Genomic DNA, 19,382 nt, shown 5'->3' on the forward strand with positions numbered 1-19,382 from the left:
ACGTACAACACTGCGCACCACACCTCATATAAATCCACACGGCGTGGCTTGGTGCGCTTGCGCGCTTGTTCCAGGATCGGCAGCACGTGTGCGAACTGCTCCCGGCTCATGTCACTCGGATAGGTCTTTTGGCGCATCCGCATAGTCTGCACTGATCTGCGAAGATCGTGAACAGGTTCTTAGATGTGTCCCGCCGACCACGACGTGTAGTAGCCGGCCACGCGTGGCGGGGCAGGCCGCTGCGCCAGCCAAAAGCGAGTGATGTCACCGAGCAAAACGCCTCCGGGCATGCGAGAATGCCTGCCCGGGAGTGATCCTGGGAATGGTGGATCCGTACAAGATGTTCGCGCGACCACCCTCAGGGCCACCCGCGCAATGCGGGTCGCCAGCGTGACAACCGATGCCTTCGGCGGTCACGCGCAGCAGCATCGGAGAGATGGCCGAGCGGTTTAAGGCACCGGTCTTGAAAACCGGCGAAGGGTCAAACCTTCCGTGGGTTCGAATCCCACTCTCTCCGCCATCAGTTTTTTTTCTCTGGCTTTAAGCCTGGCCGGCGGAACTCTCCAACCGGTCTCGCCGTGCTAAGCCGGCACGTAAGTGGCCGATCACGCAATCGGCCATCGCTCACAGCACCGTTGCGTTGACCTTGAAGACTTCCACTGCGTGGGTGAGTTGCGTGGAGTGCTCCTCCAGCGCACGCGCAGCAGTGCTTGCCGCCTCCACCAAACGCACGTTCTGCTGCGTGGTTTCGTCCATCTGGGCGATTGTGTGGTTGACCTGTTCGATGCCGCCGGCTTGTTCCTGCGAGGCGGCGGAGATGTGGCCCATGATGTCGGTGACGTGCTGGACGCTGGTGACGACCTCGCCCATGGTGGTGCCGGCCTTGTGTACGAGCGTGGAGCCGTCGGCGACGCGTTGTACGGAGTCGTCGATGAGCCGCTTGATTTCTTTTGCTGCATCCGAGGAGCGGTGCGAGAGGGTGCGCACTTCGGAGGCGACGACGGCGAAGCCTCGGCCTTGTTCGCCGGCGCGTGCGGCTTCGACGGCCGCGTTCAACGCGAGAATATTGGTCTGGAAGGCGATGCCGTCGATGACCGAGATGATGTCGGCGATGCGCCTGGAAGAGGCTTCGATGCCGGACATCTGTTCGATCACCTGGCCAACCACGTCGCGGCCTTCCGAGGCGATGGCGGCAGCACCGCGTGCGAGTTGGTTGGCGCGGGTGGCGTGTTCGGCATTCTGCTTGACGGTGGAGGTGAGCTCTTCCATCGAGGCGGCGGTTTCTTCCAGGTTGGCGGCCTGTTGTTCGCTGCGGCGTGCCTGTTCCTGATTGCCGCTGGCGATGTCTTCGGCCGCGAAACCAATGCTGTTGGACGTGGTCTGGATATGGCTGATGATGTCGGTGAGGCGGTGCACGGTGCTGTTGGCATCGTCGCGCATGGAGGCGAACACGCCGTGGAAGTTGCCGGACATGCGCACGGTCAGGTCGCCATCGGCGATCGAGCGCAGCAGCTCGGAAAACTTGGCCAGGTTGGTGTCGGAGGTGGCCATCATGGTGTTGAGGTTTTCCACCATCAGGCGGAAGTCGTGCTCGAACTTTTCCGGCTGGCCGCGTAACGCGAAGTTGCCTGCGCACGCGGCCTGGGTGAGTTGCTGGATCTGTGCGTTGATGGCCTGCAGGTTGCGCTTGACCTGCTGCATGGTGGTGGTGATGGCGGCTTTTTCGCCGGCATACTGTTCGATGTCCTGGGCGAGGTTGCCAACCGCGTAGTTGCCCATGACCTCGGTCATGCGCAGCTGGGTTTGTACATGGGCGTGCACCAGGGCGTTGGTGTCCTGCACCATGTCGCCATATTCGCCGGGAAAACGCTGCGCGTCGGTGCGGTAGCTGATTTCGCCGGCGTCGTGGCGCGCGGCCATGGTGCGCTGCGCGGAAATGACTTCCTGCAGGCGCCGCTGCATATGCTGCATGGCGTGCAGCAATTGCCCGGATTCGTCGCTGCTGGTCGGGATGTCCTGGCTACGCAGGTCGCCGTCGTTGATGCGTTCGGCCAAGCGCAGCGACTGGCGCAACGGCAGCACCACGCTGCGCGTGAGCAGGAATGCGATGGCCGCGCCCAGCAGCAGGGCGATGACGGTGGAAATCACCATCAGCATGGCGAAGCCGCGCGCGTTGGCGACGGCCTGCTTGGCAGCGGCGCGGTTCTTGGCTTCCTGCAGATCGATGAAGGCATTGATGCTGGCCAGCCAGGCGATGAAAGCCGGGCGCGCTTCCTGCAGCAGGCCCTGTTCGGCATGCGGTTTGTCGGCGGCATCGCGGAACCCGCGAACCTGCGCGATCAGCGGCAGGGTGCGCTGCTCGATGGCCTTGATCTGCCGAAGGATCTCTTGCTCTTTCGTATCGGTCGAGCTTGCGATCATGTCGTCGAGCGGTTGCGCCGAGCGTGCGTAATCGGCGGCAAGCTTGTCGATCGATTGTTCGGCGGCGTGGCGGTCTGCGGGGTCGTCCATCAGCACGACGTCGCGCAGGGCGATCGCGCGGTCGTGGACGCTGCCGCGGAAGTTGATCGCGTAGCGCTGCTTGACGCTGTTGACTTCGTTGATGGCGGTGAGCTGCTGGTCGATGCTGCGGACGCGCTGGATACCGACCACGGTGAGGATCACCATCAGGACGATAATCGCCAGAAAGCCGAGGGCCAGGCGCTGTCCAATGCGCAAATTCGAGAAGAAATGCATAGGGGTTTGATCGATGATCCGACGAGCGGAAGAGCGGGGAAGTCCCGGCAACTGCAGGGAGGCGAGTGCGCCTGGGATACCGCTGAAACCAGCGCAACTGCCGCCGCTTCGATGGTATCTCGACCTGATCGTTAACGACCGCAACCATTGGAACTGAAGCGGCAGCGCCTGCTGGTTCAGGTGCTGGTGGGGCTAGCGTGTCGCACCTCGAAGTTTCCGAGTGGCGTTGCCTGCACCACTGCCACGCAGGTCTCACGCCTGCATGCTCCGGCGCGCCTACCGATAGCGCGACAGATCCGGCGCCTTGATCGCCGGCGTCATCCACTTCGTTGCGATGTTCTGCACGCTGGGTTGGCTGGCCAGTTTGAGCGCGCCATGCAACAGATGGATGCCGAGCCGGCTGTGCGGATTCATCAGGCGCGGGCCGATCCAGTCCTGTCTGTCACCCAGGAGAAAAAATATCAGAAGTGATATTAAACGTCCTGGCCGTGGCGCTCCATGTTGACGATCAGCCGCTGCATCAGCGCGACGGTCTGCTGCACCTCGTCGGCAGAAAAACCTTCCAGCGCCACTGCATTCATGCCCAGCAATGCGCGGCCGCCGACGTCGGCGATCTTGCGCCCGCGTGCGGTGAGCGTCACCAGCGCAGCGCGGCGGTCCTGGGGGGTGGGGGTGCGCTTGATGAGCTTCAGGCCTTCCAGCTTGTCGAGCAGCGCCACCATTGCCGGCTGCTTCACCGCCGAAGCGACGACCAGATCGCGCTGCAGCATCGGGCCTTTCCACGACAGCAGCATGATCGGGCCGATCAGGGCCAGCGAAACGCCGTGCGGGCGCAGTTCGGCATCGACCAGCCGGTTGAACGCCCGCGCGGCGTGGTTGGCCAGGTAACCCGGCGCCACTGCGGCTTGCGGATGGATGAGTTCATCTTGATCGAGCATCTGTGTGACCGTGCGGTGCCCTGGGGCCATCGGGCGATTTTACGTGTCCTGCAGAGTCTGGCGGTGGGCCACGCCAATCGCGTGCGTTGGCCCTGGCGTCTTGGCTGCCTGCCGGCATTGGTCCGCAATGCGCGGCTTATAGACTGTGCGGGGCCGATGGCCGCCAAGCCGTCGTCACCGCAGCGCACGCTGTCTGGCATGGCACAAACGTGGCAGCGGAAGCTGCCCGATTCAGTCGTAGTACCCCACGTGGCTGGACGCCACCTGCCATAGGCCAGATGATGGGCGGCCGCGTGTGCGCTCGGCCTGGCCAACAAGCGATGCACACGTCGGCTACCTGGTCCCTTCAACGGTTGGAAACGATGCACCGATGCGTGAATGCTAACTTCGCCGCAGACCGCGCTGCCGGCCTGCGCCGCGGGCGCCGTGGCAACTGCCGCCGTGCGTTGCGGGCGTGGGTGGTATGAGCACAGCGTTTCCGCACGGTGGCAGCGTGATGGCGCAGGCGCTGCGCAGCTACGACTGGGCATCCACGCCGTTGGGCCCCACCGCGCAGTGGCCATCGCCGCTACGCAACGCGGTGGACCTGATGCTTGCCTCGCCCGAGAGCATGTACGTGGTCTGGGGCGAGGCACTGACCTTTTTTTACAACGATGCCTACACGCCGATCCTGGGGCCGCGCCAGGCGCAGGCGCTGGGCGCGCCGCTGCGCCAGTTGTGGGCCGATGCCTGGGACGCGGTGCGCGGGCCGATCGAGGCGGCGTTTGCGGGGCAGGCCTCGCGCTTCGAAGAAGTACCGATCGGCATGAACCGTTACGGCATGCCGGAGCAGACCTGGTGGACGTTCTCGTTTTCGCCGATCTATCTGGACGATGGCCAGGTGGGCGGCGCGTTCTGCGTCACCAACGAGGTCACCGCACGCAAACTGGCGCAGGCGCGCCTGGCCGACGAGCACGAGCGTCTGATCCGCCTGTTCGAGCAGGCACCGATGTTCATGGCGTTCCTGAGCGGGCCGCAGCACCGGGTCGAGTTCGCCAACCCGTGTTACTCGCGGCTGATCGGCCACCGCGATGTGATCGGGCGGCCGCTGGCCGAGGCGCTGCCGGAGGTGGTGGAACAGGGCGATCTGCGTCGGCTGGACGAGGTGTTCCGCTCCGGGCGCGCGTTCTCGGCCACTGCGCTGCCCTACAACGTGCAGGCAGTGCCGGGCGGGCCGAGCGAACGGCGCCTGCTGGACCTGGTCTATCAGCCCATCGCCGGTGCCGATGGCACCATCTCCGGCATCTTCGTGCAGGGCCTGGACATCACCGACCGCATCAGCCTGGAGCGCGCGGTGCGCGAGGCCGAAGTGCGCAACCGGCAGATCCTGGACAGCGTGATGGACTACGCCATCATCGCCACCGACATGCACGGGCGGGTGACTTCGTGGAATGAGGGCGCGCGCCGCATCCTGGGCTGGAACGAAGCCGAGATGCTCGGGCAATCGCTGGAGCGCACCTTCACCCCGGAAGATGTGCAAAGGCGGCAGATCCTCATTGAGGCCGCCGCTGCGCTGGAAAGCGGCAGCGGCATGGACGAGCGCTGGCACGTGCGCAAATCCGGTGAGTTGTTCTGGGCCAACGGCTCATTGATGGTGTTGCGCGAAGAAACCGGCGCAGCGATCGGCTTCGTCAAGGTGCTGCGCGACCGTACCGCCGAGCGGTTGGCCAGCGAGGCCTTGCGCAAGAGCGAGCGACGCCTGGATGCGCTGGTGCGCGCGTCGTCGCAATCGATCTTTTCCGCCAGCGCCGACTGGCGCGAACTACGCCAGTTGGTGGGCGACGGCGTGTTGAGCGATGCGCTGTCGGCCATGCCCGACTGGCAGGCGATGGTGCACCCGGACGACCGCGCACGGCTGGCGGAGGCCATCGCGCGTGCGATCGCCGACAAGTCAGGGCTGGACCTGGAATACCGCGTGCTTGGCGCCGACCAGCACGTGGGCTGGACGTTGATGCGGGCGATTCCGCTGCTGGACGAGCGCGAGCAGATTGCCGAGTGGTTCGGCACCGCTGCCGACATCACCGACAAGCGCGTGGCCGAAGAACAGCTGCGCCAACTCACCGAAACGCTGGAAGAGCGCGTGCGCGAACGCAGCGCCGCGTTGCTGCTGGCCGAAGAGAAACTGCGTCAAAGCCAGAAGATGGAAGCGGTAGGGCAGCTGACCGGCGGGCTGGCGCACGATTTCAACAACCTGCTCACCGCCATCAGTGTCGGCCTGGAACTGTTGCAGACGCGGATCGAACAGGGCAAGTACGACCGCCTGGCACGCTATGTGGAGATGGCGCAGACCAGCGCGGCGCGCGCCACCGCATTGACCCAGCGTCTGCTGGCGTTTTCGCGTCGGCAGACGCTGGCACCGACCGCGCTGGATGTGGAAGCGTTGGTGCGCGGCATGCACGACATCATCGCGCGGACGCTGGGGCCGTCGATTGCCTTGCAATTGCGCCCGGCTGCCGAGCAGTGGAAGGTGCTGGTGGACGCGCCGCAGCTGGAAAACGCGCTGCTCAACCTGTGCATCAATGCCCGCGATGCCATGCCTGACGGCGGCGAACTTACCATCAGCCTGCACAACCGCTCGCTGGACGCTGTTGCGGCCCAGCAACTGGAGCTGCCGGCCGGCGATTATGTGTGCCTGAGCGTGCAGGACACCGGCACCGGCATGAGCGCCGAGGTAATGTCGAAGGTGTTCGAACCATTTTTCACCACCAAGCCCATTGGCCAGGGCACCGGCTTGGGCCTGTCGATGATCTACGGGTTTACCCGTCAATCCGGCGGCCACGTGCGCATCGATTCGGAAGTGGGCGTGGGCACCACCATGGTCTTGTATTTGCCGCGTTTCAGCGGCGTGCTGGCGCAGGACGACGTAGCGCCCGCCGACCAGCCGCTGCAGCGCAGCGGCGCGCACAGTTGCACCGTCTTGCTCGTGGAAGACGAAACCGCCATTCGCGTACTGATGTCCGAAGTACTCACCGAAGCCGGCTACCGCGTGATCGAAACCGCCGAAGGCAGTGCGGCGGTGGAGCGCTTGCGCTCGCAAGAGCCTATCGATGTGCTGGTGACCGACGTCGGCCTGACCGGCAGCCTCAACGGCCGCCAGGTTGCCGATGCGGGGCGGCAATTGCGTCCGGCGCTGCCGGTGCTGTTCGTGACCGGCTACGCCGCCAGCGCCGCGGTGGGTGCCGGGCAGCTCGACGAGGGGATGGAGGTGCTGACCAAACCATTCCAGGCGATCGAGCTGGAACGGCGTGTGGTGCAATTGCTGGAGCGAGGCGCGCAGTAACGACGGCGAAGCGGTCGCTGCCGGCAGCTGCATCCAGGTCTGTCGTTCGGACATCGCTCCACAAGAGCCACATCGCGCGCACTTGCAGTGGCGGGTGGCTACAGCGCGGTTTCTACGATGCCCAGCAGGTCGCGCAGTGAAAACGGTTTGGTCAGCAGGCGCATGCCGGTATCCAGAAAGTCGGCGCGCTTGGCGATCTCGCCCGCATAGCCAGTCATGAACACGATGGGGAGCGCGGGGCAGATAACGCGTGCCTTATCGGCAAGGTCGCGCCCGTTCATGCCGGGCAGGCAGATGTCGGACAGCAGTAAGTCAAACGGACATGCCTTGTTGAGTTGCGTCAGCGCCTGTTCGGCGTCGGCGGACACAACGACCTGGTAGCCCTCATCGCCGAGGATATCTGCTGCCAGTTCGCGAATTGCGTCGTCGTCTTCGACCAAGAGGATGCGGGCATTCAAGAGTGCGTGGGTCACTGCGGTCCTCGAGCAATCGCACCGCTGCGATGTGCTTCCAGATGCACGGTAGGCGAGGCTGCGTGACGGGAACGTGGGATGGCGCACCACGGTGCGTCGCACCGTTCAAGCCACTTTCACGTGCCGATGCGTTTCCGAAAAAATACGGCAGCAATCGTGGTGATTTGCGCACAACTCGTGTGTGATGCCTGCGCTAGCTCAACCGAAGCAAGCTGATCAGTTCAGTCGCACCAACGGACCAATCACGTGCGCGTGATAAATTCAGGTCTATGAAGAACGTGACGCCGACGATCGCAAACCGCATCACTACTGGCAGCACCGGGCTCGACACCATCCTGCGCGGGGGGCTGCCGCCGAACCGTCTGTACCTGCTGGAAGGCCAGCCTGGCTCCGGCAAGACGACCGTGGCGCTGCAGTTCCTGATGGACGGAGCGGCCAAGGGCGAGAGTTGCCTGTACGTGACCTTGTCGGAGACCATCGACGAGCTCAACGAGGTGGCTGCCTCGCACAACTGGTCGCTGGCTGCGCTGCACGTCTTCGAACTGGCATCTGCAGAAGCTTTTCTGGGCGACGGACGGCAGCAGTCCATCCTGCATCCCTGGGAAATGGAGCTGGACGGCACCATCAAGCTCATCCAGGCCGAAGTGGACCGGATCAAGCCGACGCGGGTGGTGTTCGATTCGCTGTCCGAGTTGCGTCTGCTGGCGCAGGACTCGCTGCGCTACCGGCGCCAGGTGCTCGCACTCAAGCAGTATTTTGCCCCGCGCAACATCACGGTGTTCCTGGTGGACGATCTCACCGGCGAGAACGGCGAGCGCGATGCGCATCTGCACAGCCTGTGTCACGGCGTCATCTCGCTGGAACGCATGACGCTGGATTTCGGCGCGGCGCGCCGACGCATGCAGGTGCAGAAGTTGCGTGGTGTGAACTTCATCGCCGGTTACCACGATTTGACCATTACCACCGGCGGCATGCGCATCTATCCGCGCCTGATCGCCTCCGACCACCATGTGGCCTTCGTCGGCGAGCCGGTGCCCAGCGGCGTTGCGCGCATCGATGCGTTGTTGCACGGTGGCCCGTTGCGCGGCACCAGCACCTTGCTGACCGGGCCTGCCGGCTCGGGCAAGACCAATTTTGCGTTGCAGTTTGTCGCTGCCGCCTGCGAGCGTGGCGAGCATTGCTGCATCCTGGAGTTCGACGAGCGCACCGGCACGTTGTTGAAGCGCGCCGAAAGCCTGGGGATGGATCTGCGCAAGTACCTGGATTCAGGGTTGCTGGAATTGCACCAGATGGACCCGGCCGAGCTCACGCCAGGCGAGTTCGCGTGGGCGGTGCGTGCCAGCGTGGAAGAGCGCAACTGCCGCATCCTGGTGATCGACAGCCTTAACGGTTACCTGGCGTCGATGCCGCAGGAAAAGCAGTTGATGCTGCAGATGCACGAGTTGTTGTCGTATCTCAACCAGAGCGGTGTGACCACATTTCTGATCAACCCGCAGCACGGGCTGGTCGGGACCATGTCGACGGGGAATCTCAATATTTCCTACATGGCCGACACCGTTATCCTGTTCCGCTTTTTCGAGGCGAAAGGGCGCATCCGCAAGGCGCTGTCGGTGATCAAGAACCGCAGTGGCGCGCATGAAGATGCGATTCGCGAATTGCGCATCAGCGGGGGTGGTATTCACCTGAGCGAGCCGCTGGAAAAATTCCACGGCGTGTTGACCGGTACGCCGCAGTTCGTTGGAGACGAAGAACCGTTGCTGGATCGTCCCCTTGACTACCTGTGAGCCGGACGGTTCCATCGTCCACATCATCGCGCCGTTTGGTCGCGATGCGGAAAGCATTGCCGGCATCGTCGGCGAACGCGGGCTGACGCGCCGGGTCTATACGGCGCTGGACGCGCTGGCGGGAGATCTGCACGATGCGTCCGGTGTGGTGGTACTGACCGAAGAAGCAGTCGGCGGCGACCTGCACGCGCTGTCGCAGATCCTGCAGGGCCAGCAGGCGTGGTCGGATATTCCGTTCGTACTATTGCGCACGCCGCGGGGTTCGCACAATCAGCGGCACGCCCATCTGCCGGCGGAAATGACCAACGTCATCGAATTGGAGCGGCCGCTGAGCTCGGCGTCGTTGCTGAGCGCCATTTCCACCGCGTTGCGCTCGCGGCAGAAGCAGTTCGTGATCCGCGACCAGCTGGCGCAGCTGGCCCAAGGCCGCGCCGCCCTGGCACAGAGCGAGGCCGAACTGCGCCGCGTGACCGATGCCTTGCCGGTGCTGATTGCCTTCATCGACAAGAACCTGGTGTACCGCTTTGCCAATCGCTCCTACGAAGACTGGATCGGGGTGCCGCCTGCCGATGTGATCGGGCGGCCGTTGGTGGATGTGATGGGGCCGGCGGTGCTGGAAGAGCGCCGCGCCTGGATCGAGGCCGCGTTGGCCGGGCAGACCTTGACCATCGAGACCAGCTGGCCGCACGCCGATGGGCGCCGCCGCGATGCGGAGATCCGTTACATGCCGCGCTTCGATGCGGACGGCCAGGTGGACGGCTTCCATGTGTTCGCCACCGATGTGACCACGCGCACGCAGGCGCTGGAATCCATCCAGCAGCAGGCCAGCGTGCTGGAAGCCAAGGTGGTCGAGCGTACTGCCGAGCTGCAGCAGCAGATGCTGGCGCGCGAATCCAGCGAAGCGGCGCTGCGCCAGGCGCAGAAGATGGAAGCGGTGGGCCAGCTCACCGGCGGCATCGCACACGATTTCAACAATATGCTGACCGGCATTTTGTCTGCGCTGGATCTGGCGCGACTACGCATCGACCAGGGCCGCACCGAAGGGCTGGGCCGCTTTCTGGATGTGGCCTCGGCGTCGGCGTTGCGCGCAGCCGCGCTCACCCAGCGCCTGCTGGCGTTTTCGCGCCGGCAATCGCTGGAAGCGCGGCATCTGCACCTGAACGATCTGGTGGTGTCGTTGCAGGAATTGCTGGCGCGTACGCTGGGCGAGTCGGTGCGTTTGCAGACCGACCTGCATGCGCAGTTGCCGCAAGCCTACGTCGACGAAAACCAGCTGGAAAGCGCGTTGCTCAATCTGGCCATCAACGCACGCGACGCGATGCCCGACGGCGGCCAGTTGCGTATCGCAACGCGGCATCTGCAGGTGCAGGATCAGCCACTGGAACTTGGCCGTGGCGTCAGCCTGGCGCCGGGCAACTATGCGGTGGTGTCGGTGGCCGACACCGGCACCGGCATGGCGGCGGATGTGCTGGAACGCGTGTTCGAGCCGTTTTACACCACCAAGCCGATCGGCCAGGGCACCGGCCTGGGCATGTCGATGATCTACGGTTTCATGCAGCAGTCCAATGGCCAGGTGTGGGTGGAATCGCAGCCGGGTGCGGGCACCACGGTGAGCCTGTATCTGCCTGCCGGCGTCGACGTGCAAAGCGCAGTACCGCTGCCGCAGAACGGTGAGGTACTGGCCGGGCAAGGCCAGCAGGTGCTGGTGGTGGAAGACGACGAACAGGTGCGCTTGCTGGTGACCGAACTGCTCAGCGAGCTGGGTTACCAGGCCGACGTCGTGGCCGATGCGGATGCGGCGCTGCCGATCCTGGCCTCGCCACGACGGATCGACCTGCTGGTCACCGACGTCGGCCTGCCGGGCCTCAACGGACGCCAGCTGGCCGAAATCGCACGGCAGTCGCGGCGCGACCTGCCGGTGATCTTCATGACCGGCTACGCGGAAACCGCGCGCGATCGTGGCGAATTTCTCGCCGAAGGCATGAGCATGATCGCCAAGCCCTTCACGCTGGGCGAGTTCAGCGGAAAGCTGCAAGAGGTACTGGGGCCGTCCGCATAAATTGGCAGCTGGCGCGCAGGCGAAGGGCGCGATGAAGCGCTTGGCAGGCAGCCGCGCGGCAACATGCTTGGCGTTTGATCGAACTCTGTGAGTGCAATGGAGCGGTTGCGCTGAGTGCCGGGTCTATCCGCCTGGCCGGCGACTCGCCTGCTGCACCCGCTGTCCAGGCGCATATGCATCGCGCCCGCACTCAACCAATCAGGCCACAGCCGCTTGCTTCAGCGCGCCCCGCGCTCGGACTGCCGCGCGCCAGCCATCGATTCGGCCACCGCAATCTTGTCTGCCACCGCTTTCTGCATCGGCGAGCCTGTCTCCAGCAGGCTGTGCAGATGGCGCCAATGTGCGGTGGCGGCGGCAAAGTCCTGCTGTTGAAAATCGCTGATGCCGAGCAGCCACAGGCCGCGCTGGTTGTCCGGCTCGCGTGCGATCACCTGCTGCAGGCGTGCGCGCGATGCGGCATCGATGGCGAAATCGCTGTGCGTGGCCATATCTGCCGCCACCCAGCCGACGATGGCAGCGCTGATGTCGGGTGCGATCTTGAGCGCTTGCGCGTAGGCCGCGCGTGCGTCGGCGGGGCGGTTGTTCTGCTCGTGCGTCTTGGCTTGCTGCATCCACGATTCCAGCGCCTGTTCCTGCGCCGCGTCGGCAGCGCTGGCGGTCTGCGTTCGCTCGGCATCTGCAGTGGAAGCAGTGGGCGCGGCTGACGTTTGCGCGGTGGGCTTCTCCGCAGCGTAGACATGTCGTGCGATCGCATCAGGCGTACCGACCAGGCGATACAGGCCCGCCGTGGCGATCGGCAAGCCGAGCACCAGCAGAATCGGCAACGTATAGCGTGCATTGCCATTGCGTGCAGGGCGGCGCAGCAGCGGCACCAGCAACAGCAGCACCGCCAGCGCTACCAGCGCCGCGCTTGCGAAATAAAAGCCCGTCATCACCACTCTTCCTCAGCCTGCGGCGCCACCGGCGTGCCGGCGCGCGCACGTTTGCGCACGGTGTGGATCACCACGCCTGCACCGGCAATCAACAGCAGCACAGGCCCGAACCACAGCAGCCAGGTGCCGCGCTTGACCGGCGGGTCGTACAACACGAAATCCGAATAACGCTCGACCATGTACTGCTTGATCTGCGCATCGCTCCTGCCTGCCTGGATCTGCACGAACACCTGATGGCGCAGATCGCGCGCAAGGCTGGCGTTGGAGTCGGCCAGGTTCTCGTTCTGGCACACCAGGCATCGCAGCTGCGCGGTCAGGCGCTGATAGCGCGCTTCCTCGCTGCGGTTCTTGAACGGCAGCGGGTCCACGGCCTGTGCCGCCAGCGAGGGCGCCAGCAGCACGCCAAGCAGCAGTATCAGCAGCAGGCGTAATTGCCGGCCTTGCGTGCGCCAGTGCCAGCGCCAATGCACCTGCAGTGCGCGGCGAGCCGACGCCATCATGGCGCGGCCTTGGGCAGTGCGGCGATGGCGGGCAGCAACTCATCGTTGATGACATCGGGAGTCAACACGCCGATGTGCTTGTAGCGGATCACGCCCTGCGCATCGATCAGGAACGTCTCCGGTGCGCCGTAGACACCGAAGTCGATGGCGGTCTGGCCGGCTTCATCGGCGATCACCACGGCATACGGGTTGCCGAGCCGCGCGAGCCAGGCGGTGGCGTCCGCGGGAGCATCTTTGTAGTTGTAGCCGATCAACGGCACGCCGAGCCGGCTGGCCTGCGCCATCAACACCGGGTGTTCATGCACGCATTCGGCGCACCAGCTGCCGAACACATTGAGCACGTAAGGCTTGCCCAACAGCTGGTCACCGCTGACGCGTTGGTCGGGTTGATCCAGCCGTGGCAACGAGAACGCCGGTGCCGGTTTGCCGATCAATGGGGAAGGCACCTCGCGTGGGTTGTGCTGCATCGTCCACACGATGCCGAAGCCGAACAGCGCCGCCAGCAACAGGAAGCCCAGCAAGGGCAGCATGCGATTCACGGGTGCGATTCCTGTGCGATGGCGATGGCGATGGCCGCGTGCGCCGGTGAGGTGGCCGCCTTGGCCGCGCTGATCGGTGCACGAAAGCGCCGCGCGCAGGCGCTGACAAAGCCGCCCAGCATCATCAGCAGGCCGCCGGCCCAGATCCAGCGGATAAACGGTTTGTAGTACAGCCGCAGCGTCCAGTCGTATTCGATGTGTTGATCGTCCAGCGGTTCGCCGAGTGCGACGTACAGATCGCGGGTGATGCCCGGATCGATCGCCGATTCGGTCTGGATCCGTTCGCTGCTGTACAGGCGTTTTTGCGGATGCAGTTGCGCGACCACCTGCCCATCGTGGCTGACCTGCACGCTGCCTTGTTCGGCCTTCCAGTTCGGCCCGTCGACCAGTTGCACGCCGTCGAAGCGGAAGCTGTAGCCGGCGATCTCGGCGGTTTGCCCAGGTGCCAGCCGCACGTCGCGTTCGACCGACAGGCTTTCCGACACCAGGACGCCGGCAACGAATACAGCCACGCCCGCATGCGCAATCAACATGCCGGCCATCTCCGCGGGAAAGCGTCGGCCGCGCGGCATCTCATGCCAGCGCTTGTACACGTAAAGCGCGGTACCGGCAGCCACCCAGGCAGCCACGCCAATGCCTGCGATCGCCTTGGCCTGGCCGTCGGCAAACAGGCTGCCGACCAGCGCGCAGGCAATCGCCGCGATACCGGCGCGGGTGCCGAGCGCCTTCAATGGCGCGGCCTCGGCCTTGCCCCAGCGCAGGTACGGGCCGAACGGCAGCACCAGCACCACCGGCAACATCAACAACGGGAACAGCAAGCCGAAGTAGGGCGGGCCGACCGACACCTTGCCCAGGCCGAATGCGTCGGCGATCAGCGGGAACAAGGTGCCCAGCAACACCATTGCTGCCGCCACGGTGAGCAGCAGGTTGCCGATGAGAATGCCGGTTTCGCGCGAGGCGGCCGCGAACGGTTTGCCGCTGGCGATCCTGGGCGCGCGCAGTGCGTACAACAGCAACGAGCCGCCGACCACCGCAACCAGAAAGATCAGGATATACAGGCCGCGGCGCGGGTCGGCGGCGAAGGCATGCACCGAGGTCAGCACGCCCGAGCGCACCAGGAAGGTACCCAGCAACGACAGCGAAAATGCCAGGATCGACAGCAGGATGGTCCAGGCGCGCAGGCTGCCGCGTTTTTCGGTCACGGCCTGGGTGTGGATCAGCGCGGTGCCGACCAGCCACGGCATGAAGCTGGCATTTTCCACCGGGTCCCAGAACCACCAGCCGCCCCAGCCCAGCTCCGCATATGCCCACCAGCTGCCGGCGACGATGCCGGCGGTGAGGCAGGCCCACGCCACATTGGTCCACGGCCGCGCCCAGCGCACCCAGGCCTGTTCCAGCTCGCCGCCCAGCAAGGCCGCCACCGCAAACGCGAAGGCCACCGAGAAACCGACATAACCGGTGTACAGCACCGGCGGGTGGAAGGTCATGCCCGGGTCCTGCAGCACCGGATTGAGTTCGTTGCCATCCAGCGGAATCGGCGACAGCCGCCCGAATGGGTTGGAGGTCAGCAGGATGAAGGCCAGAAAGCCCACCGAGATCAGCCCCAGCACCGCCAGCACGCGCGCGGCGAAATGCTGCGGCAGATGCCGGCTGAAGGCGGCCAGCAACACCGTCCAGGTGGACAGGATGGCGATCCACAACAGCAGCGAGCCTTCGTGCGCGCCCCACACGGCGGCGAAGCGGTAATACCAGGGCAGGGCGATGTTGGCATTGGCGGCGACATAGCCCACCGAAAAATCCAGCGACAGCAACGACCACGCCAGCAGGCCGAACGCCATCCACACGAACACGGCTTGGCCCACGGCCGCAGGCCGCGCGATGCCCATCAATGCAGCGTTGCCGCGCCACGCACCGATCAACGGCAACGCGCCCTGGGCAAGCGACAGCAGTAACGCCAGGATCAATGCGATCTGGCCGAGTTCAGGCGTCATGGGCGGGTCGCAGGGTGTAACGAAGAAGAATCATCGAAGTGCTTGGCGCCAACCGGCAGCGCATCAACGCGGCGCGGCCAGCGGCACGGCGGTGGCGGGGATGGGCTTTCCGACATGGCCTTCGGCCATCGCGTCCTTCAGCTCTTTGGGCATGTAGGTTTCGTCGTGCTTGGCCAGCACTTCGTTGGCGACAAAGCGCCCGCCCTGCATGCGCCCGTTGGCGATCACCGACTGGTTGTCGCGGAACAGGTCCGGAAGAATGCCGGTGTACTCCACCTGGGTGGCGGCGTGTTTATCGATGACGGTGAAGCTGACTTTCAGCGAATCGGCCGCGCGCTGGATCGAGCCGGCCTTGACCATGCCGCCAAGGCGAAACTGCTGATAGCCCGCGGCTTCTCCGGCATGCACCTGGCTGGGGGTGAACAGGTAGCTCATGTTCCGTTGCAGCGCGAACACGATGAGGGTGACGGCCAGCGCAGCGGCGGCGATGACGCCGATCACCAGCCACAGGCGTTGTTTGCGGGTGGCGTTCATGGCGCGTCCCGCTCCAGTGCCGGTGCCGGTTGGTCGCGTGCGCGACGCGGTGCCTGCCGCTGCAACTGGCCGCGCAGTTCGCGCGGCAGGCGCCGCCGCCGTAACCAAGGCGCTGCAAGATCTGCGAGCAGCACCAGCACGAACAACGCATACGCGGTCCATACGTACTGGCCGTAACCGCCCATCGCCAGAAAACTGCTCATGCGGTGCGCTCCGTCAATACGATGCGGCGTGCCCAGTCCTTGCCGCTTTCCAGTGCGAGCAGGTCCACACGCACGCGGCCGAGCAGGCTGGCCAGGTAATAGCACTTGGTCGCCAGCATCATGGTCAGCAGCGGCCACAGCATGTCGGCGCCCATCTTGGAGGGGCCGAGCAGGCGCACGGTGGAGCCCTGATGCAGCGTGTTCCACCACACCACCGAGTAATGCACGACCGGCAGATTCACCAGGCCCACCAGCGCCAGTAAGCCGGCCGCGCGCATCGCCTGGCGGCGGTCTTCCACTGCGTAATACAGGCCAAGCACGCCCAGATACAGAAACAGCAGCAGCAACTCTGAGGTGAGCCGCGCATCCCAGGTCCACCAGGTGCCCCACATCGGCTTGCCCCACAGCGCGCCGGTGCACAAGGTGATGAAGGTGAACGCCGCACCGATCGGCGCCGAGGCCATGGTGACCACTTCGGCCAGCTTGATCCGCCACACCAGCGCAATGAACGCAGAAACGCCCATCGCCGCGTAGATGAAAAGACTCATCCAGGCGCTGGGCACGTGGATGAAGATGATGCGGTAGGCATCGTGCTGCTGATAATCCGGCGGCGCCAGCACCAGCCCGCCGTACGCGGCGACCAAGCCGAGCAGCAAGGCCAGCCCCAGCGCCCATGGGCGCGCAACGCCGGCGACGCGATAAAAGATGGGCGGCGAGCTGAGTTTATGCAGCCACAGGGGAATCCACTTGGCCATGCCGGTGCCGTCAGTTGGAATGTTTGGCGGGAGGCGCCAGCGCCTGCACCGCGGCGCCGGCGTTGACCTGCAACTTGCCGTCGGAGAGTTTGCTGGTGCGCTGCATGAGCTCGCGCAACGCCGCGGCATCCATCGATGGTTGCAGCGACAACAACAATGCAGCCATGCCGCTGACATGCGCGGTGGCCATCGACGAGCCGGAAGTGAAGTCGTAACGGCCGTTTGGCTGGGTGGTGAGGATGTCCTTGCCGGGCGCGCTCAGCACGCCCGCCATGGCCGGCGATGCGCTGCTGCTGCGGACCACCAGCACCCCGGGCACGTCATTGGGAAAGCCGTCCAGGCGCCCGTTCGGTGGCAGTGCCGCCACCACGATGCGGCCCTGTTGCACCAGCCGTTGCAGCATCTTGCTCAGCAGCGGGTCGGCCGGGCCGCCCAGGCTCAGGTTGATCACGCGCGCGGAGCTGTTGTTGATCGCCGCCAGTGCCTTGGCCAGGGTGAATGTGTTGCAGCGCGCCGTGGCGCCGACCGTCGGCGCATACCAGCAGGCCTTGTAGATACTCAACATGGCCTTGGGTGCCATGCCGACGATGCCTTGGTGATTGTTGCTGCCGGCGGCAATGATGCCGGCCACTTCGGTGCCGTGCGAATCGGTGCTGGTCATGGCCTGTTTGTCGTCGACCAGATCGTGCACGTCGCGGATGCGCGCCTTCAGATCGGGGTGGTTGGTGTCCACGCCGGTATCGACCACCGCGACCACCACGCCGCGGCCCTGGGTCACGGTCTGCGCGCTGGCCGCATCGGTGTCGATGAAGCCGCGTTGCATGTCCACATAGGGGTCGTTGTAGCCGGACAGCGACGTGGTCTTTTCTGCGGCATCGGCGGAGAACACCGAAAAATCCTGCACCGGCTGTACCAGCTCCACGCCCTCGTCGTCGGCCAGCGCGCTGACCAGCTCGTCGCGCGATACGCCAGCCGGCGGCTGCAGCACGGCGCAATACAGGCCCAGCGAGGTGATCGGCCAGGCCGAGACTTCGCGCAGTTTGTAGCGTTGCTTGATGCTGTCCATGCGCGCGGCAGCTTTCTGGCCGGCGCCGTAGTAGCTGGAGGCGTAGCCGATCAGGCTGGAGCCGGCGCGGGCCGGCGGCGCGGTGAGCGGGTTGGCCACCGCCAGCAGGATGTCGCGGCTGCTGTCGGGCGTCTGTGCATTGGCCGGCGCGGGAACGGTGCCGGCCACCTTGCCGGCCGGTTCCTGGAGGGGGGCGGCCGCCTGCGTGCTGGCGTGCGTGCCCAGGCCGGCCAGTGCGACGAGCAACCCGATGGCGAACAGACGATTCATGGCGCCGAGACGATCTCTGCCAGCCGGATACCCGGGTTGGCGCGGAGTTGCTGCACGGTCTGTTGCGGCTGGGCCGGCGGCTGCGGTGCGGCGGGCACCACGGTGTAGGCGCCCATTTCGTTCGGGCCGCCAACCACCTGCAGCTGCTGCGCATGCAGCAAGCGGTCCCAATCGGCCACGGTCATGTGGGCGTCCGGCACCACGCGGATGGCGCCCTGCGGCACCGGCAACGCGGTTGCGCTGCTGAGCGTGCGGTAGTCGTGCGAGGGGGCGGGCGAGGCCAGCTTGACGCCCATGACGCCCAGGCCGATGGCTTGCACCAGCGCCGCGGCGGCCAGCGCACGCACCGTCCAGCTGCCGGAGCGGCGGGCGGCCGGCAAGCGCGCGGGCGGGACCTGCTGCTCCGGCGCATCCAGACGGCCAAGCAGGCGTTGCAGCCCGGCGTTCGGGTCCGGCGCGACCGCAGACGGCAGCGCCAATGCCTGGCGCAGGCGGTTCTGCTGGGCGAATTCGGCGCTGCACGAGGCGCACTTGGCCACGTGCGCGATCAGCCAGGTGTTCTCTTCTTCGGTGGCGCTGTCCAGCAGCACCGCCGGCATCAATTCCCAGGCGTGCGAGCATTCCTTGCCAGGCGCGATGAAAAACGTCTTCATTGCATGGTCTCCGTGTAAGGGGCGCCGCCGGCCAGGCCGGGCAGCACGTTGCGTAATTTGACCCGGGCGTGGAACAGCCGGGCTTTGATGGTGCCGACCGGGCACTGCATGATTTCAGCCACTTCTTCGAGCTTGTGGCCGACGCCGTAGACCAGTTCGATCACCAGCCGCTGGTCCGGCGACAGCCGCTCCATGCCCTTGTCCAGCCAGTCGCGCAGCTCGCGGTCGTCGTTGTCGTCGGCGCTGGGGGCGTGGTCTTCCACCACGGCGGTGTCGTCGATGGCCTCGCCGTCGTGCTGGCGCAGGCATTTGAGCCCGCAGCGGTAGGCGATGCCCATGATCCAGGTGGACACCTGCGAATCGCCGCGGAAGTCGCCAGCTTTCTGCCAGGCGATCCAGAAGCAATCGTTGATGGCTTCTTCGATGATGTCCGGGCGGCGGGTCAGCCGCGACAGGAACCGGCACAGCCGGCCGTGGTAGCTGTGATACATGCTCGCCAGCGCGTCACGGTCGCCCGCGGCCATGCGGCGCAACAGCATGCGGTCGGTGGCATCGCCCAGGGTGTCGGTGTCATTCATCAAGGCAGGCATGGCTGGTAACTCACGTCAGTGCGCGCAAGCGGGCAAAAGG

At 65.4% G+C, this 19,382-nt stretch carries 16 protein-coding genes, 1 tRNA gene and 2 pseudogenes; 4 read left to right on the forward strand and 15 right to left on the reverse strand.

What is annotated here, in order from left to right; translation table 11 throughout:
* Nucleotides 1-137 (reverse strand): annotated as a pseudogene (locus A7D16_RS22250) (IS5/IS1182 family transposase); the annotation flags it as partial.
* 293 nt (nt 138-430) lie between these two features.
* Between A7D16_RS22250 and A7D16_RS00010 the strand changes: the two are divergent.
* Nucleotides 431-520: transfer RNA gene (locus A7D16_RS00010), tRNA-Ser, on the forward strand.
* Between the two features lie 104 nt (nt 521-624).
* Here A7D16_RS00010 and A7D16_RS00015 read toward each other — a convergent pair.
* The 3 genes and pseudogenes from A7D16_RS00015 to A7D16_RS00020 form a co-directional block, all read right to left on the reverse strand.
* Nucleotides 625-2,736, reverse strand: a complete 2,112-nt coding sequence (locus A7D16_RS00015) for a methyl-accepting chemotaxis protein (protein ID WP_064628634.1) — start codon at nt 2,734-2,736, stop codon at nt 625-627.
* Between the two features lie 276 nt (nt 2,737-3,012).
* Nucleotides 3,013-3,165 (reverse strand): annotated as a pseudogene (locus A7D16_RS22255) (FAD-dependent monooxygenase); the annotation flags it as partial.
* A 44-nt stretch (nt 3,166-3,209) separates the two neighbouring features.
* The gene (locus tag A7D16_RS00020) at nt 3,210-3,674 is read right to left on the reverse strand and encodes a MarR family winged helix-turn-helix transcriptional regulator (RefSeq protein ID WP_064628636.1); all 465 of its coding nucleotides are present in this window, start codon (nt 3,672-3,674) and stop codon (nt 3,210-3,212) included.
* A gap of 463 nt (nt 3,675-4,137) precedes the next feature.
* Between A7D16_RS00020 and A7D16_RS00025 the strand changes: the two genes are divergently transcribed.
* A complete protein-coding gene (locus A7D16_RS00025) occupies nt 4,138-6,993 on the forward strand; it encodes a hybrid sensor histidine kinase/response regulator (RefSeq protein ID WP_064628638.1) in 2,856 nt (951 codons plus the stop codon).
* 98 nt (nt 6,994-7,091) lie between these two features.
* On the opposite strand, the gene A7D16_RS00030 is transcribed toward A7D16_RS00025, so the two are convergent.
* Nucleotides 7,092-7,466 (reverse strand): response regulator, encoded by a 375-nt coding sequence (locus A7D16_RS00030; RefSeq protein WP_064628640.1) that lies wholly within the window; start codon nt 7,464-7,466, stop codon nt 7,092-7,094.
* Nucleotides 7,467-7,735: 269 nt separating this feature from the next.
* On the opposite strand from A7D16_RS00030, the gene A7D16_RS00035 reads away from it, so the two are divergent.
* Nucleotides 7,736-9,250 (forward strand): ATPase domain-containing protein, encoded by a 1,515-nt coding sequence (locus tag A7D16_RS00035; protein ID WP_064628642.1) that lies wholly within the window; start codon nt 7,736-7,738, stop codon nt 9,248-9,250.
* A complete protein-coding gene (locus tag A7D16_RS00040) occupies nt 9,237-11,309 on the forward strand; it encodes a PAS domain-containing protein (RefSeq protein ID WP_064628644.1) in 2,073 nt (690 codons plus the stop codon). Before A7D16_RS00035 ends, A7D16_RS00040 begins: the two co-directional genes overlap by 14 nt.
* Before the next feature lie 218 nt (nt 11,310-11,527).
* Here the strand turns inward: A7D16_RS00040 and A7D16_RS00045 are convergent, their stop codons facing one another.
* From A7D16_RS00045 to A7D16_RS00090, 10 genes are all read right to left on the reverse strand, one after another.
* A complete protein-coding gene (locus A7D16_RS00045; RefSeq protein ID WP_064628646.1) occupies nt 11,528-12,241 on the reverse strand; it encodes a tetratricopeptide repeat protein in 714 nt (237 codons plus the stop codon).
* The gene (locus A7D16_RS00050) at nt 12,241-12,738 is read right to left on the reverse strand and encodes a cytochrome c-type biogenesis protein (RefSeq protein WP_064628648.1); all 498 of its coding nucleotides are present in this window, start codon (nt 12,736-12,738) and stop codon (nt 12,241-12,243) included. The genes A7D16_RS00045 and A7D16_RS00050 overlap by 1 nt, the downstream gene beginning before the upstream one ends.
* On the reverse strand, nt 12,738-13,280 hold the full coding sequence (locus A7D16_RS00055) for a DsbE family thiol:disulfide interchange protein (protein ID WP_064628650.1): 543 nt from the start codon (nt 13,278-13,280) through the stop codon (nt 12,738-12,740). Before A7D16_RS00055 ends, A7D16_RS00050 begins: the two co-directional genes overlap by 1 nt.
* Nucleotides 13,277-15,271: a heme lyase CcmF/NrfE family subunit gene (locus A7D16_RS00060; protein WP_064628652.1), complete on the reverse strand. Its 1,995-nt coding sequence runs from the start codon at nt 15,269-15,271 to the stop codon at nt 13,277-13,279. The genes A7D16_RS00055 and A7D16_RS00060 overlap by 4 nt, the downstream gene beginning before the upstream one ends.
* 63 nt (nt 15,272-15,334) lie before the next feature.
* Complete coding sequence (gene ccmE, locus A7D16_RS00065) at nt 15,335-15,805, reverse strand: cytochrome c maturation protein CcmE (RefSeq protein WP_064628654.1); 471 nt, start codon at nt 15,803-15,805, stop codon at nt 15,335-15,337.
* Nucleotides 15,802-16,008 (reverse strand): heme exporter protein CcmD, encoded by a 207-nt coding sequence (gene ccmD / locus A7D16_RS00070; protein WP_064628656.1) that lies wholly within the window; start codon nt 16,006-16,008, stop codon nt 15,802-15,804. Before ccmD ends, ccmE begins: the two co-directional genes overlap by 4 nt.
* A complete protein-coding gene (gene ccmC / locus A7D16_RS00075; protein WP_064628658.1) occupies nt 16,005-16,763 on the reverse strand; it encodes a heme ABC transporter permease CcmC in 759 nt (252 codons plus the stop codon). The genes ccmD and ccmC overlap by 4 nt, the downstream gene beginning before the upstream one ends.
* A gap of 10 nt (nt 16,764-16,773) precedes the next feature.
* Nucleotides 16,774-18,099 carry a S8 family serine peptidase gene (locus tag A7D16_RS00080; protein WP_064628660.1) on the reverse strand — a complete coding sequence of 442 codons (1,326 nt, stop codon included), beginning with the start codon at nt 18,097-18,099 and terminating at the stop codon, nt 16,774-16,776.
* Complete coding sequence (locus tag A7D16_RS00085) at nt 18,096-18,752, reverse strand: zf-HC2 domain-containing protein (protein WP_064628662.1); 657 nt, start codon at nt 18,750-18,752, stop codon at nt 18,096-18,098. Before A7D16_RS00085 ends, A7D16_RS00080 begins: the two co-directional genes overlap by 4 nt.
* A complete protein-coding gene (locus tag A7D16_RS00090) occupies nt 18,749-19,342 on the reverse strand; it encodes a sigma-70 family RNA polymerase sigma factor (protein ID WP_181920578.1) in 594 nt (197 codons plus the stop codon). Before A7D16_RS00090 ends, A7D16_RS00085 begins: the two co-directional genes overlap by 4 nt.
* Nucleotides 19,343-19,382: the final 40 nt, after the last annotated feature.

This window comes from Xanthomonas nasturtii (assembly GCF_001660815.1).
Lineage (GTDB): Bacteria > Pseudomonadota > Gammaproteobacteria > Xanthomonadales > Xanthomonadaceae > Xanthomonas > Xanthomonas nasturtii.

Bases quoted from the DNA above. Each gene is read 5' to 3' on its own strand.
- A7D16_RS00080 (WP_064628660.1), bottom strand. From the start codon at position 18,099: ATGAATCGTCTGTTCGCCATCGGGTTGCTCGTCGCACTGGCCGGCCTG.
- A7D16_RS00035 (WP_064628642.1), top strand. From the start codon at position 7,736: ATGAAGAACGTGACGCCGACGATCGCAAACCGCATCACTACTGGCAGC.
- A7D16_RS00090 (WP_181920578.1), bottom strand. From the start codon at position 19,342: ATGCCTGCCTTGATGAATGACACCGACACCCTGGGCGATGCCACCGAC.
- A7D16_RS00025 (WP_064628638.1), top strand. From the start codon at position 4,138: ATGAGCACAGCGTTTCCGCACGGTGGCAGCGTGATGGCGCAGGCGCTG.
- ccmC (WP_064628658.1), bottom strand. From the start codon at position 16,763: ATGGCCAAGTGGATTCCCCTGTGGCTGCATAAACTCAGCTCGCCGCCC.
- A7D16_RS00020 (WP_064628636.1), bottom strand. From the start codon at position 3,674: ATGCTCGATCAAGATGAACTCATCCATCCGCAAGCCGCAGTGGCGCCG.
- ccmE (WP_064628654.1), bottom strand. From the start codon at position 15,805: ATGAACGCCACCCGCAAACAACGCCTGTGGCTGGTGATCGGCGTCATC.
- A7D16_RS00060 (WP_064628652.1), bottom strand. From the start codon at position 15,271: ATGACGCCTGAACTCGGCCAGATCGCATTGATCCTGGCGTTACTGCTG.
- A7D16_RS00045 (WP_064628646.1), bottom strand. From the start codon at position 12,241: ATGACGGGCTTTTATTTCGCAAGCGCGGCGCTGGTAGCGCTGGCGGTG.
- A7D16_RS00015 (WP_064628634.1), bottom strand. From the start codon at position 2,736: ATGCATTTCTTCTCGAATTTGCGCATTGGACAGCGCCTGGCCCTCGGC.
- ccmD (WP_064628656.1), bottom strand. From the start codon at position 16,008: ATGAGCAGTTTTCTGGCGATGGGCGGTTACGGCCAGTACGTATGGACC.
- A7D16_RS00085 (WP_064628662.1), bottom strand. From the start codon at position 18,752: ATGAAGACGTTTTTCATCGCGCCTGGCAAGGAATGCTCGCACGCCTGG.
- A7D16_RS00050 (WP_064628648.1), bottom strand. From the start codon at position 12,738: ATGGCGTCGGCTCGCCGCGCACTGCAGGTGCATTGGCGCTGGCACTGG.